Annotated in this window: 15 protein-coding genes and 1 tRNA gene; 6 read left to right on the top strand and 10 right to left on the bottom strand. The window is 66.2% G+C overall.

Annotated elements, in window-relative coordinates; genetic code table 11:
- Window positions 1-54: 54 nt before the first annotated feature.
- The 3 genes from kce to CSC94_RS18450 all read right to left on the bottom strand — a co-directional run bounded on the left by kce (window position 55) and on the right by CSC94_RS18450 (window position 2,853).
- A complete protein-coding gene (gene kce / locus CSC94_RS18460) occupies window positions 55-987 on the bottom strand; it encodes a 3,5-dioxohexanoate:acetyl-CoA acetone transferase (RefSeq protein ID WP_099307846.1) in 933 nt (310 codons plus the stop codon).
- 116 nt (window positions 988-1,103) lie between these two features.
- Window positions 1,104-2,051, bottom strand: coding sequence for a 3-hydroxyacyl-CoA dehydrogenase (locus tag CSC94_RS18455; protein WP_099307845.1), 948 nt, complete (start codon window positions 2,049-2,051; stop codon window positions 1,104-1,106).
- 1 nt (window position 2,052) lies between these two features.
- On the bottom strand, window positions 2,053-2,853 hold the full coding sequence (locus CSC94_RS18450) for an SDR family oxidoreductase (protein WP_099307844.1): 801 nt from the start codon (window positions 2,851-2,853) through the stop codon (window positions 2,053-2,055).
- 267 nt (window positions 2,854-3,120) lie between these two features.
- Between CSC94_RS18450 and CSC94_RS24285 the strand changes: the two genes are divergently transcribed.
- Window positions 3,121-3,522 (top strand): hypothetical protein, encoded by a 402-nt coding sequence (locus CSC94_RS24285; protein WP_133122926.1) that lies wholly within the window; start codon window positions 3,121-3,123, stop codon window positions 3,520-3,522.
- Complete coding sequence (locus tag CSC94_RS18440) at window positions 3,519-4,445, top strand: calcium/sodium antiporter (RefSeq protein WP_099307842.1); 927 nt, start codon at window positions 3,519-3,521, stop codon at window positions 4,443-4,445. Before CSC94_RS24285 ends, CSC94_RS18440 begins: the two co-directional genes overlap by 4 nt.
- A gap of 189 nt (window positions 4,446-4,634) precedes the next feature.
- Here the strand turns inward: CSC94_RS18440 and CSC94_RS18435 are convergent, their stop codons facing one another.
- From CSC94_RS18435 to CSC94_RS18425, 3 genes are all read right to left on the bottom strand, one after another.
- Window positions 4,635-6,263, bottom strand: a complete 1,629-nt coding sequence (locus CSC94_RS18435; protein WP_099307841.1) for an acyl-CoA dehydrogenase family protein — start codon at window positions 6,261-6,263, stop codon at window positions 4,635-4,637.
- 56 nt (window positions 6,264-6,319) lie between these two features.
- The gene (locus tag CSC94_RS18430) at window positions 6,320-6,499 is read right to left on the bottom strand and encodes a hypothetical protein (RefSeq protein WP_205853356.1); all 180 of its coding nucleotides are present in this window, start codon (window positions 6,497-6,499) and stop codon (window positions 6,320-6,322) included.
- Window positions 6,500-6,664: 165 nt separating this feature from the next.
- Window positions 6,665-6,749, bottom strand: a tRNA-Leu gene (locus CSC94_RS18425).
- Between the two features lie 173 nt (window positions 6,750-6,922).
- On the opposite strand from CSC94_RS18425, the gene CSC94_RS18420 reads away from it, so the two are divergent.
- Both CSC94_RS18420 and CSC94_RS18415 read left to right on the top strand, forming a co-directional pair.
- The gene (locus CSC94_RS18420; protein WP_099307840.1) at window positions 6,923-7,504 is read left to right on the top strand and encodes a YqaA family protein; all 582 of its coding nucleotides are present in this window, start codon (window positions 6,923-6,925) and stop codon (window positions 7,502-7,504) included.
- 12 nt (window positions 7,505-7,516) lie between these two features.
- Window positions 7,517-8,023 carry a disulfide bond formation protein B gene (locus CSC94_RS18415; protein ID WP_099307839.1) on the top strand — a complete coding sequence of 169 codons (507 nt, stop codon included), beginning with the start codon at window positions 7,517-7,519 and terminating at the stop codon, window positions 8,021-8,023.
- Window positions 8,024-8,032: 9 nt separating this feature from the next.
- Here CSC94_RS18415 and CSC94_RS18410 read toward each other — a convergent pair whose 3' ends face one another.
- Both CSC94_RS18410 and CSC94_RS18405 read right to left on the bottom strand, forming a co-directional pair.
- Window positions 8,033-8,590, bottom strand: a complete 558-nt coding sequence (locus CSC94_RS18410) for an HNH endonuclease (RefSeq protein WP_099307838.1) — start codon at window positions 8,588-8,590, stop codon at window positions 8,033-8,035.
- A gap of 125 nt (window positions 8,591-8,715) precedes the next feature.
- Window positions 8,716-9,360, bottom strand: a complete 645-nt coding sequence (locus CSC94_RS18405; protein ID WP_099307837.1) for a DNA-3-methyladenine glycosylase family protein — start codon at window positions 9,358-9,360, stop codon at window positions 8,716-8,718.
- A gap of 80 nt (window positions 9,361-9,440) precedes the next feature.
- On the opposite strand from CSC94_RS18405, the gene gluQRS reads away from it, so the two are divergent.
- A complete protein-coding gene (gene gluQRS / locus CSC94_RS18400; protein WP_099307836.1) occupies window positions 9,441-10,316 on the top strand; it encodes a tRNA glutamyl-Q(34) synthetase GluQRS in 876 nt (291 codons plus the stop codon).
- 6 nt (window positions 10,317-10,322) lie between these two features.
- Here the strand turns inward: gluQRS and CSC94_RS24280 are convergent, their stop codons facing one another.
- Window positions 10,323-10,760, bottom strand: coding sequence for a hypothetical protein (locus CSC94_RS24280; RefSeq protein ID WP_133122925.1), 438 nt, complete (start codon window positions 10,758-10,760; stop codon window positions 10,323-10,325).
- On the opposite strand from CSC94_RS24280, the gene CSC94_RS18390 reads away from it, so the two are divergent.
- Window positions 10,750-11,646, top strand: coding sequence for a DMT family transporter (locus tag CSC94_RS18390; RefSeq protein WP_099307834.1), 897 nt, complete (start codon window positions 10,750-10,752; stop codon window positions 11,644-11,646). The genes CSC94_RS24280 and CSC94_RS18390 overlap by 11 nt on opposite strands.
- On the opposite strand, the gene CSC94_RS18385 is transcribed toward CSC94_RS18390, so the two are convergent.
- Window positions 11,573-12,457, bottom strand: coding sequence for a YihY/virulence factor BrkB family protein (locus CSC94_RS18385; protein ID WP_099307833.1), 885 nt, complete (start codon window positions 12,455-12,457; stop codon window positions 11,573-11,575). The genes CSC94_RS18390 and CSC94_RS18385 overlap by 74 nt on opposite strands.
- Window positions 12,458-12,522: the final 65 nt, after the last annotated feature.

Below are 12,522 nucleotides of genomic sequence, written 5' to 3'. Positions count from 1 at the left end.
GGGAGAACGCACGGGCGCGAGGCGCCATCGCCCGTTCTCCCCCAGGGGTCGCCGTTAGAATTCCACCTTGTCGCCACCCTTCAGCGACAGCATGTCGCGCGCCTCGTCCGGCGTGGCGACCTCCATGCCGAGGCCCTCGATGATCTTGCGCGCCAGCCGCACCTGGTCGGCGTTGGAGGTCGCAAGCTTCCCCTTGCCGGCCCAAAGGCTGTCCTCGAGCCCGACGCGGATATTGCCGCCGAGCGCCGCGGCCTGTGCCGCCACCCGCAATTGGGCAGCGCCCGCGCCCAGCACGGACCATCGGTAGGACGATCCGAACAGCCGGTCGGCCGTGCGCTTCATGTGGGACACGTCCTCCGGATGGCTGCCGATGCCGCCCAGCAGGCCGAAGACGGACTGCACGAAGAACGGCGGCTTCACAAGGCCGCGGTCTGCGAAATGGGCGAGATTGTAGAGATGCGCAATGTCGTAGCACTCGAACTCGAAGCGCGTGCCGTTGTCGTAGCAGGTCTCAAGAATGTACTCGATATCCTTGAAGGAATTGCGGAACACCAGGTCGCGTGTCGCCTCCAGATGCGGCCGCTCCCAGTCGAACTTGAACTCCTTGTACTTGTCGACGAGGTGATAGAGGCCGAAGTTGATCGACCCCATGTTCAGCGAGGCCACCTCCGGCTTGAACTGCGCCGCCGGGCGAACCCGCTCTTCCACTTTCATGTAGGGACTTCCGCCGGTCGTGATGTTGATGGCCGCGTTCGTGGCCTGCTTGATGCGCGGCAGGAAGCGCGCGAACGCCTCCGGCGTCTGGTCCGGCTGCCCCGTTTCCGGGTTGCGCGCATGCAGGTGCAGGATCGCCGCACCGGCCTCGGCAGCCGCAACCGCGTCATTGGCGATCTCGTCGGGCGTGATCGGCAGGTAGGGGGACATGGTCGGCGTGTGGATCGCCCCGGTAACGGCGCATGTGATGATGATCTTGCCTTGGGTGGCCATGGTGCTTGTCTCCCTCTTGGATATTCCAGTGAAAATGGGGACCGGCGTCGCGTCCGGACCTGACAGGAAATTATGGGTTTGTGCCGTGCTGCGGCTCGGCGGACCGCCGAAACGTCCTACTCTCCGATATCCTCGCCGGCACGCCGCTTGTGGGCCGCCAGTGCCATCAGGCGGCGGTCGCGCCACGCCTGCCGGGCGCCAAGCTGGTCGGCGGGCAGCGCAGCCCGGCGCTCCGCTTCGATCGTGTCCATCACCGGGCCGGTCCAGTCGACGCGCCGCTGCATCTGCGGAAAGATGTTGGAATAGATGCCCTCGTAGCGTTCGGCATAGTCGCGCACGCCGGCCGGCGCGTTCAGGTCGATGGTCTCGAACGGCCCCATGAACGACCAGCGCAGCGCAAGGCCTTCGCGAATGCCGGTATCGATATCTTCCACGCTGGCATAGCCGTCGGCGACCAGGCGGAAGGCCTCTTCGAGCAGTGCGCCCTGCATCCGGTTCATTACGAAGCCGTCGAGCTCGCGTTTCATGACGATGGGGGACTGCCCGCATCCGGCCATGAAAGCGCGGGTCCGCTCGACCACCGCACCGGACGTCCAGGGGGCAGGCACGACCTCCGCGGCCGGCACCAGGTAGGGCGGATTGATCGGGTGAACGACCAGGCAGCGGTGCCGGCCTGGCAGGGCCTCGGTGAACGCGGAGGGCAGCAGCGCCGAGCTTGAGCTGGCAAGCACCGCGTCGGCCGGGGCAAGCCGGTCGAGCATGGCGAAGACCTCGGTCTTCACCTCCAGCCGTTCCGGGGTGTTTTCCTGCACGTGGATACAGTCCGCCAGCGCCCGTTCGAGATCCGGTTCCGGCTGGATCCGGCCGATCACCTCATCCGGCGCGGCCCCGTTCAACAGGTCGTTGGCGGCAAGATCCGGAAGGACGCCGCCGATGAAATCCAGCGCCCGGGCCGGCGCCGCCGCGTCCTGGTCCCACAGCGCGACGGAATGGCCCGCGCGGGCAAAGGTGATGGCCCAGGCCCGGCCGATGAACCCGGCACCGATGATGGCTACGCGTTCCATGTCACAGGGTCTCCATGTTGCCGTCGACGCCGATGGACTGGCCCGACAGGTTGGCACCCGCATCCGACAGGAGGAAAGCGACCATCGCCGCCACGTCCTGCTGCGTGACCATCCGGCGCAGCGAGATCTTCGCCAGGTATTCCCGTTCCATCGCCTCGTAGGACACACCCACCTGGGCGGCCCGGTCGCGGATGACGCCGAACATGCGCTCGCCCTCGACGATCCCCGGACGGATGGCATTGACCCGGATATTGAACGGTCCGAGTTCCTTGGCCAGGCTTTCGGTAAAGCCGATGATGCCGAACTTCGCCGCCGCGTAAGGAGTGCGGAAGGCGTAGCCGAACTTGCCCGCCGCCGAGGACATGGAGACGATGGACCCGCCGCCTGCGGCCTTGAGCATGGGTACGGCATGATGCGCGCAAAGGAACTGTCCCGTCAGGCACACGTCGATGCACCGCCGCCAGTCGGCCGGCGAGATCTCGTCCACGCCACCGGTCGGTCCGGCGATGCCGGCATTGTTGATCAGCGCGTCGAGGCCGCCCAGCGTCCCGTCGACAGCGGAAAACATGCGCGCCACGTCAGCCTCGTCCGACACGTCGGCCCGGATCCGCCCGGCGTCGGGAAACCGCTCGCCGAACGTTGCCAGCGCGTCCTCGGACACGTCGCAGACGAAGAGCCGCGCGCCGTGGGCCGCAAGCCGCTCGGCGATGGCAAGGCCGATGCCGGCCGCACCGGCGGTGATCAGGACACGCTGCCCCGCGATTCCTCCGGCCAGGTCGGCGTTCACCGTCTTGTCACTCATTGGTCCAGGTTCCTCCCGTTGGAATCACACCCTATCCCGGCCGTGATGATGGCACCGGGCGCTCCGGAATCCGAGTATGACAATCACAGGAACGAAGAAAGGCAATTCCATCCGGCCCGGGACGGGCGACTTTGCCGGCGCTGCTTGCGACGGGCGAAAAAATTTTCCGCCCGCGTCATCGCCGCTCTTGTGTCCAGGCACCCGTCCCCACATCTATCGTCGGCCCCGCTCCGTTCGTGGTAGCGGTCTTCAAGGACCATGTGACGCATGTCGTCGCCTCTAGAGCAATTCCAGCGAAAGTGGACCCCGGTTTCGCGTCCGGAATTGCGTAAAAACAACAGCATTGAGCATCTGAACGGTTCAACGGATAGCGAAAATGGTTTCGCGGTTCAGCCGGATCAGCCCTCATATCCGGCACAGCATTCGCGTGTCATCTCTCTCGCCACCATGATCGGAACAGTTGCCGTCACCGTCTTTTTCGCGACGGAGGCCCTGGCCGGCGCATTCGCCATGGTCTGGGCGTTCAGCGGGCTGATGCATCTCGCGCCGACGCCGACGCTTTTTCTCTACGGCCTTGCCATCACCGCCTCGCTTGCCGCCACCGCCAAGGTCGCCATGCTTGCCTGGGATGCAGAGACTGACCCGATGAACAATCAGGAAAATTCATGACCGAGTGGCTTTTCGTTTGCGCTGGCCTCGTCCTCCTGTTCGCCGGCGGCGAGGCGCTGGTTCGCGGTGCCGTCGGGCTCTCCCGCCGGTTCGGCGTCTCGGAACTCGTCATCGGCCTGACCATCGTCGGCTTTGGCACCTCGACGCCGGAACTCCTCGTCTCGCTGGATGCCGCGCTCTCTGGCGAAAGCGACATTGCGCTCGGAAACGTGATTGGCTCCAACACGGCCAACGTGCTGCTGATCATCGGCATTTCGACGCTGATTGCCCCGATCATGGCGTGGGATCGAGGCGTCCGGCGCGAAGCGATGGTCATGGCGGGTGCCGCGCTCGTGGTCGCCGGGATCGCCTTGACCGGGACGATCTCGATGGCGGCCGGTATCGTCATGCTGGGCATGCTCGGTGCGTTTCTCGTCGCCGCCTTCCGGTCATCGCGCCGGGACCACCCGGACACAGAGACGGTTCGGGAGACAACCTCCGTTCCGGCGCTGCTGCTCATCACCGCGCTCGGCCTGGCCGCACTGTTCGGCGGTGCCCGTCTTCTCGTTGACGGGGCGACGACGATTGCCACGTCGCTCGGCGTGTCCCAGGCAGTCATCGGCCTGACCATTGTCGCTGTCGGCACGAGCCTGCCCGAACTCGCCACGTCGCTCGTGGCCGCCATCAGGGGCAACTCCGCCGTCTCGCTGGGCAATATCGTGGGTTCCAACATCTTCAACGTCTTCGGCATCCTCGGCATCACCGCCATCGTCACCCCGGTTCCCGTATCGACCGCCATGCAGCAGTTCGACATTCCGGTGATGGTGATAAGCGCGCTCCTGCTGCTGGCGATACTGCGCTTTGCCAGTCGCATTCCGAGGCTCGCCGGCGCGGCCATGCTGGCCGGCTATGCCGTCTACGTGGGCGTCCTCTATGCGGCATAGGCCAGTTCCGGCGAAAGCGCAGCAAATGCTCCAGCGAATGCTGGTGAAACAGCGGGAAACGGCCATCCCGGCACCGCCGAATCCATCCGCAAGCGGATGAACCGGGACAGGTGATCAGTCCTCGTCCGCGGTTGTCATCACGCCTCGTGGACCAGAATGGAGCCCTGCGGGCGCGAGGCCGGCGAGGGCCTAGTTCGTGCCCACCAGCCCGCGTCCAATCACCTGCGCCTGGATTTCCGCCGCCCCCTCGAAGATGTTCAGGATGCGGGCGTCGCAGAAAACGCGGCTGATCTCGTATTCCTGCGCGTAACCGTTGCCGCCGTGAATCTGCAGGCCCACGTCGGCGTTGGAGAAGGCGACCCGCGCGGCCAGCAGCTTGGCCATGCCGGCCTCGATGTCGCACCGCCGGTTCTTGTCCTTCTCGCGGGCGGCGAAATAGGTCAGTTCGCGCACCATGATGGTTTCGGCCAGCATCATCGCCAGCTTGTCGGCGATCCGCGGAAAGTTGACGATCGGCTGGCCGAACTGGACCCGGTCGCGGGCATAGGCATGGGCGAGTTCGAACGCCCGCCATGCCACGCCGACCGCGCGCGCCGCCGTCTGGATCCGCGCGCCCTCGAACGTCTTCATCAACTGCTTGAAACCCTGCCCTTCCTCGCCGCCGAGCAGGCCGTCGGCCGGCACCGCGAAATCCTCGAAGGCAATGTCGTATTCCTTCATGCCCCGATAGCCCAGCACCGGGATTTCGCCGCCCTTCATGCCGGCCGTCGGAAACGGCTCGGCGTCCGTGCCGCGCGTCTTCGGTGCCAGGAACATGCTCAGGCCCGCGTAGCCGTCGGCGGCATTGGAGCGCGCCAGGACGGTCATCACGTCGGATCGCCCCGCATGGGTGATCCACGTCTTGGCGCCGTTGATCCGCCAGCTGCCGTCCTCCTGGCGCACGGCCTTGGTCCGCACGCTGCCGAGATCCGATCCCGTGTTCGGCTCGGTGAAAACGGCCGTCGGCAACACCTCGCCCGAAGCGATCCTGGGCAGCCAGTAGGCTTTCTGCTCGTCCGTACCGCCATGGGTGATCAGTTCGCTGGCAATCTCCGAACGCGTGCCGAGCGATCCGGCCGCGATCCAGGCCCGGCTCAACTCCTCGGTCACGACGCACATGGCAAGCTTGCCGAGACCTAGGCCGCCATGGGCTTCATCGACGCAGACGCCGAAGGTGCCGAGATCGGCCATTTCCGTCACGATCTCGTCCGGGATCAGTTCGTCCTTGAGGTGCCATTCGTGGGCGCCCGGAAGCACCCGTTCGTTGGCAAAACGCCGGAACTGGTCGCGGATCATGTCGAGCGTCTCGTCACCGAGCCCTTCCTCGACGCGGTCTCCGCCGTTGAGATGGGCGACCAGGTCGGCGCGCGTCTCGACCGTGTTTCCCGTTGTCAGGAAATGGGCGACCCCGGAGTGCGCACGCAGCCTGGCAGCCTCGTCCTCAAGCCCGATTTCGGAAGGCCGGAAGATCTCGCTCTGGCTCATCGGCACGCCGGAGGTCAACTGGTCGACATATTCCGCGATGCCAATGCCAAGCGCCAGCTGCGTCGTCTCGGTCAGCTTGCCCTCGGCGGCCAGTCTGGCAGCCCAGGTCGCGGCCTGCCGCACGGCTTCGGCCTGGGAACTGATCCAGGCAAGGCCATGCAGCGCACGCTGCTCGCGGTCCGCCAGCTTCCGGTCGACGCGCCCGTCCCGCACGACCCGCTGCGCGACGGCGCTTCGCGCCGAAGCCACGTAGTCGGTCATCGCCGGTCCGAGGGATTGCAGGGCCTGTTCCATCGTTGTCACGTCGCATGCTCCAATTGGATCGCAGGCCCCCGGCCTGCCGGAATCGTTCAAAAGAAGGCTGCCCGCGCCTCGTCCGACATGGGCACGCCGGTCACTGCCGCGCGCTGCAGGCAGCTCCAGAAGTAACGGTAGGTCGCCCGGTCGTGCAACTCGCCCTTGTACTGGATCGGCCCCCAGTCCGCAGCTTGCTCGGCAAGGAAATGTGGCGGGCCGCCCGCCGCATCCACGGGAGGGAAGTGACCGCTGACCCGCGGAGAGGATTGTGCTCGAACTGGAGCAGCGCGGCAGGCAGCGCAACCGGGAACCGGGCGGAAGAAGGTGGCCCCAGGGGCGGGCCCTGCATCGCGACGGGTCGAGCAAATCGACAAGACGGAATCTTGCTTGAATTAGGATGGTGCCCCTGGCCGGGATCGAACCAGCACTCCTTGCGGAACTCGATTTTGAGTCGAGCGCGTCTACCAATTCCGCCACAGGGGCCCGTGGCGGACCGTGATCGCCCCGCCACGGTGCCGGACTATACGGACCTGCCTGCCCTCGTCAATCACATTCCGAACGCGGCGCAGCATGCAGCCTTGCCACTGACCCGGCGCGCGCCTAAAGAGGGCCGCGCAGCCGCATGTCCGGCTGGCCGGACAGAGAGAACGGGAACCATGCTGCGCCGCCTTTACGACTGGACACTGTCGCTCGCCGGGACACGGCATGCCGAAAAGGCGCTGGCCGGCATTTCCTTCGCCGAAAGCTCCTTCTTCCCCATTCCGCCGGATGTCCTGCTGATCCCCATGGTGCTCGCCCGGCGCGACAGGTGGGTGCGCATCGCGGTCATCTGCACCGTCTCCTCCATCCTCGGCGCCTTCCTCGGCTATGCCATCGGCATGTTCCTCTTCGAGACCATCGGCCAGCCGCTGCTCAAGTTCTACGGCAAGGCCGACGCCTTCGAGCAGATCAGTCAGTGGTACAACACCTGGGGCGGCTGGGGCGTGCTCTTCGCCGCCGTCACACCTTTTCCGTACAAGGTGCTGACCATCTTCTCCGGCGCCACGGGGCTGAATTTCCTCATCTTCACGCTCGTGTCTGTCATCGGCCGTGCCGCCCGCTTCTTCCTGGTCGCCTGGCTGCTTCACCGCTGGGGCGAGCCGATCCGGGTCTTCATCGAGAAATACCTGAACCTCCTCGTGACCGCCTTCATGATCTTGCTCATCGGCGGTTTTGTCGCCATACGCTACGTATTCTGAACAGGAGCCGCCATGATCGCCGCCGCCAGCCGCACCGCCACCTGGACCGCCCTTTTCCTGGCTTTCGCCATGGCTGCGGTCGTGCTCTCCGCGCTTGGCTTCGAGCACATCGGCGGCTACATCCCCTGCGCGCTCTGCCTGGAACAGCGCCTGCCCTACTACATCGGCGCACCGCTGATGCTGGCGACCTTCCTGCTCGGCCGTTTCGGCAGCCCGGCCCTGCTGGTCCGCCTGCTGCTGGCGGCCGGTGCCGGCCTGATGCTGTGGGGCCTTGTCCTCGCGGTCTACCATTCCGGCGTCGAGTGGCACTTCTGGGCCGGCCCGACGGACTGCACCTCGGTCGCACCGGTCACGCCCGGTTCGGTGGAAGAGCTTCTCAGCGGCGCGGTGAACAAGCGCCCGCCGTCCTGCGACGAGGCGGCACTGCGCGTTCTCGGCCTGTCGATGGCCGGGTGGAACGCGCTCGCCAGTGCCTTCCTCGCCGCGGTCGCCATCCGGGGCGTCTTCGCGAAGCGCTGAACAGGCCCGTCAGGGCTCCAGTTCGACATCCCAGTAGAGGTAGTCCATCCAGCTTTCGTGCAGGAAGTTGGGAGGAAAGGCGCGGCCGTTGTTGTGGAGGTCGTGCACCGTCGGCTGAAAGGGCTTCTGCCGTGGCCACATGTGCGCCTGCTCCGGCATCATGCCGCCCTTCCTCAGGTTGCAGGGCGAACAGGCCGCGACGATGTTTTCCCAGTTGGTGGTGCCGCCGCAGCGCCGCGGGATGACGTGATCGAACGTCAGGTCTTCCTCCGAACCGCAATACTGGCAGCGAAACCGGTCGCGCAGGAAGACATTGAAGCGGGTGAACGCGGGATGGCGCGCCGGCTTCACGTAGCTTTTCAGGGAAACGACGCTCGGCACGCGCATCCGGAAGCTTGGCGAGGTCACCTCGTGGTCGTACTCGGCGACGATGTTGACCCGGTCAAGAAAGACCGCCTTGATCGCGTCCTGCCACGACCAAAGGGACAGCGGATAATAACTCAGGGGACGGTAGTCCGCATTCAAGACAAGAGCGGGCAACCCGTCCGGTTTGACGTGCACCGTCACGCCACGACCCCCTATGTTTCAGGTCTTTCGGCGCGGATACTGTAAGCTGGACATGACAGCATTGTGAAGCGGCAATTTTACACCGATCACGGTTAGGCTGGACTGTTTTTATTGCTTTTTTGGCGTCAGTCGCTGGGCGGAGCGCCATCCCGCCCCCGGATCGCCGCGTAATGGGCCCAGAACAGGCGGGCCGCCACGCCACGCCACGGCGCCCATGATTCGGCGATCGCCTGGAGGGCTTTCTCGCCCGGCCGCGCGTCCAGGCCGAGCGCCTCGTGCACCGAGGCCTGCAGCGCCACGTCCCGGGCCGGAAAGATGTCCGGATGCCCGCCGGCAAACAGCAGGTAGACCTCCGCCGTCCAGGGTCCGACGCCGCGGATGGCGGTCAACCGGTCCATCGCCTCCGCCGCGGGCAGGCCGCACAGGCCCGCCAGGCCCAGCCCGGCCGCTTCCGCCTCGGCGATGGCGATCAGCGTCGCCTGTTTCGGCCGCGACAGGCCCGCAGCGCGGAAGACGTCCTCGTCCGCGTCCAGCACGGCCCGTGGCGTCAGCGGGTCGAGAAGCCGCGTCAGCCGGCCGAAGATCGCGTCGGCGCTGGCCTTCGACACCTGCTGCGCAACGATGATTCCCGCCAGGCTGGGAAATCCGGGCGCCGAGCGCCGCAGCGGCACCGGCCCGGCCCGCGCGATGACAGGCGCCAGCCGCCGGTCCTGGTCCGCCAGCGCCGCCAGCCCCGCCTCGATGTCGTCCAGTGTCTCGATCGCTCGCATGGCGCGATCTTGCCACGTCGCCGTCCCTCCGGCTAGCTTGCCGCCCCGATGATCCCTGCCCTGCCCGACCGGTCCGCCCCATGACGCAACCCGTCTTCCGCTTCGCGCCCAGCCCGAACGGCGCCCTGCACCTGGGCCACGCCTATTCGGCCTGCCTGAACGACCGGATGGCCCGCGAGGCCGGCGGCCGCTTTCTGCTGCGCATCGAGGACATCGACGTCACGCGCTGCACCCCGGCCCTCGAAGCCGCCATGCTGGAGGACCTCGCCTGGCTCGGCCTCGACTGGGAGCGCCCGGTCCGCCGCCAGTCGGAACATTTCGCCGACTACCAGGCGGCCCTCGACGCGCTCATCGCCGAGGACCTCGTCTACCCGGCCTTCATGACCCGTGGCGAGGTCCGCGCCCACATCGTCGAGGCCGAGAGCACCGGCATGACCTGGCCGCGCGACCCGGACGGTGCGCCGCTCTATCCCGGCATCGACCGCGACCTGCCGCACGCGGGCCGCCGGACGCGGATCGCCGCCGGAGACCCCTACGCCTGGCGCCTCGACATGCGCGCCGCCCTGGCGTTTACCGGCGGGGTGCAGGGCTGGGAGGAAACGGGAGCCGGCCCGGACGGCGAAACCGGACGGATCGCGGCCGATCCCGCGCGGTGGGGCGACGTGGTCCTCGCCCGCAAGGATATCCCCGCGAGCTACCACCTCTCGGTCACGCTCGACGATGCGCTGCAGGGCGTGACGCACGTGGTGCGCGGGCGCGATCTCTTCCACGCGACGGCGGTTCACCGCCTCCTGCAGGACCTGCTCGGCCTGCCGGCGCCCGTCTACCACCACCACGGGCTGGTGCTGGGCGATGACGACCGGAAACTGTCGAAGAGCCGCGGCGATACGGCGCTCGCCCACCTGCGCGATGCCGGCATGACGCCAGCCGATATCCGCCGCATGGTCGGCCTGTGAAGCCGGTCAGTTGGTGCGGTAGAACAGCGCTTTCAGGACGTAGAAGACGGTCAGCATCGCGAAACTGCCCGCCAGGCCCGCTGCGACCGCAACCTGCACGTTCCAGAACCGGATGCCGTAGAGGTTGGAAAGATAGATGCTGCCGAAGAAGCCCGCCACGAGGAAGATCATGTTCCCGACCGGCCCGAAACCGTCGCGGTTCAGGATCCGGTCCAGGAAATACCCGAACAGGTAGGAAAGCATCGTGACCAGCATGAAGCTGAAAAAAAGCCAGAAAGGATCGATTTTCCAGATCATTTTCAATGCCCTCGGATTGCGGCAGGCCAATCGCGTAAGCCTGCCCTTCTTGTAGGACAAATTTCTTTCGCTTTGCTTAAGCCGGCCGCCGGTATATGGCGGTGGTCCCGTCACCGGATCGTCCAGAATTGCCTTCATGACCCCCACCCGCCTCGCACCGCCCCTCTTCGTCGCCCTCTGGGCCACCGGCTTCATCGGTGCGCGCTATGCCATGCCCTATGCCGAGCCGTTCACCTTCCTCGGCATCCGCTTCGTCATCTCCGCCGCCCTGATCGCCGGCCTCGTGCTCTGGTTCGCCGGGCCGCGCCTCAAGCCCTCGCACATCTACAATTCCATGATCGCCGGCATGCTCATGCACGGCGTCTACCTGGGCGGGGTGTTCTGGGCCATCCGCCACGGCATGCCGGCCGGCCTGTCGGCGCTCATCATCGGGCTGCAGCCGCTCGTCACCGCCTTCATGGCCGTCCCGGCGCTGGGCGAACGGGTGACGCTGCGCCACTGGACCGGCCTCGTCGTCGGCTTCGCCGGCGTTGCCATCGTGCTCTGGCCGAAGATCGGCGTCATTGGCGCCGGCGTGAACGGGGCGACCCTGACCGCCTCGATCATCTCGGTCCTCGGCATGAGCGCCGGAACGATCTGGCAGAAGCGCTTCGTCCAGGGCGCGAACCTGCTGCGCGGCACCTTCTGGCAATATCTCGGCGGCGTCATCGCGGCGCTGCCCATGGTCCTGTTCTTCGAGACCGGACAGGTCGTTGTCAACGGCAGCACCATCTTCGCCATGGCCTGGCTGGTGCTGGTGCTGTCGATCGGTGCCATCATGCTGCTGATGTACCTCATCCGCGAAGGCGCGATTTCGAAGGTGGCGTCGCTCTTCTATCTCGTGCCGGCCTGCACCGCGGTCTTCGCCTGGATCCTCTTCGACGAGGAACTGCTGCCGATCCAGATCGCCGGTATGGCCGTCACGAGTTTCGGCGTGGCTCTTGCGACGATGGCAAATCAGAAACCTGCTCCCGCAGCGCGCGGTAACGCATGATCGCGGCATTCAGCTCGCCGCCGATGATGAAGATCGCGGCGATCATGTAGAGGAAGACCAGCGCCACGATGATCGAGGCCAGTCCGGCATAGGTCGAGGCGTAATTGGCGAAATTGTTCAGGTAGGTCGCGAACGCCGACGACCCGAAGATCCAGAACAGGAAGGTCAGCGCCACGCCGGGCAGGATGTCGCCGATGCCGCGCCGCCCGCACGGCAGCCAGAGATGCGCCGAGATCAGGCCCGACAGCAGCACGATGGCCGCGATCGCGATGCGCAGGGCATCGAAACTGCCGTACCATTCCGCAACGATCGGGAAATGCGTCGCCACCTGGCGGGCCACCACGGGCAGCGCCACCAGCAGCAGGCTGACAATGACGAGCACGAAGGTCGCCAGCAGCACGAAGGCCAGGCTCTGCAGGCGCAGCGCGATGATCGACCGGCCCTCCGTCTGGCGGTAGGCGCGGTTGAGCGAGGTGCGAAGCGCCTCCACGCCGTTGGACGCGAAGAAGAAGGCCAGCACCACACCGATGGTCAGCAGGTCGCTGCGCTGCGTTGTCAGCACGTTGTTGACTTCCCGCGCCAGCGGTTCGGCGATGGTCTCCGGCCAGGTGTCGAAGATCAGGTGGACCGCCGATTGCGCGAAGGCATCCGCACCCAGGAAAACGGCCAGCGCCGTGGCGAAGATCAGGAAGGGAAACAGCGCCATCAGCGTGGACAGCGCCACGTGACTGGCCATCGCCCAGCCGTCATCGCGGGAAAAGTGCCCGAGGGCGTCCCCGATGATCCGCTTGGCGGCGATGTATCTGCGCATGAACCCGTCCTTCTGGTTGCGTAACGCTGTCCTATATGGGAAATGCAGGCAAGACAAAAAGGGCA

The organism is Zhengella mangrovi, assembly GCF_002727065.1.
GTDB lineage: Bacteria > Pseudomonadota > Alphaproteobacteria > Rhizobiales > Rhizobiaceae > Zhengella > Zhengella mangrovi.
Note: the sequence above shows the minus strand (reverse complement) of the source record. Positions and strands in the feature narration are given on the sequence as shown.

Bases quoted from the DNA above. Each gene is read 5' to 3' on its own strand.
- kce (WP_099307846.1), bottom strand. From the start codon at position 987: ATGGCCACCCAAGGCAAGATCATCATCACATGCGCCGTTACCGGGGCG.
- CSC94_RS18455 (WP_099307845.1), bottom strand. From the start codon at position 2,051: ATGGAACGCGTAGCCATCATCGGTGCCGGGTTCATCGGCCGGGCCTGG.
- CSC94_RS18450 (WP_099307844.1), bottom strand. From the start codon at position 2,853: ATGAGTGACAAGACGGTGAACGCCGACCTGGCCGGAGGAATCGCGGGG.
- CSC94_RS24285 (WP_133122926.1), top strand. From the start codon at position 3,121: ATGTCGTCGCCTCTAGAGCAATTCCAGCGAAAGTGGACCCCGGTTTCG.
- CSC94_RS18440 (WP_099307842.1), top strand. From the start codon at position 3,519: ATGACCGAGTGGCTTTTCGTTTGCGCTGGCCTCGTCCTCCTGTTCGCC.
- CSC94_RS18435 (WP_099307841.1), bottom strand. From the start codon at position 6,263: ATGGAACAGGCCCTGCAATCCCTCGGACCGGCGATGACCGACTACGTG.
- CSC94_RS18420 (WP_099307840.1), top strand. From the start codon at position 6,923: ATGCTGCGCCGCCTTTACGACTGGACACTGTCGCTCGCCGGGACACGG.
- CSC94_RS18415 (WP_099307839.1), top strand. From the start codon at position 7,517: ATGATCGCCGCCGCCAGCCGCACCGCCACCTGGACCGCCCTTTTCCTG.
- CSC94_RS18405 (WP_099307837.1), bottom strand. From the start codon at position 9,360: ATGCGAGCGATCGAGACACTGGACGACATCGAGGCGGGGCTGGCGGCG.
- gluQRS (WP_099307836.1), top strand. From the start codon at position 9,441: ATGACGCAACCCGTCTTCCGCTTCGCGCCCAGCCCGAACGGCGCCCTG.
- CSC94_RS18390 (WP_099307834.1), top strand. From the start codon at position 10,750: ATGACCCCCACCCGCCTCGCACCGCCCCTCTTCGTCGCCCTCTGGGCC.
- CSC94_RS18385 (WP_099307833.1), bottom strand. From the start codon at position 12,457: ATGCGCAGATACATCGCCGCCAAGCGGATCATCGGGGACGCCCTCGGG.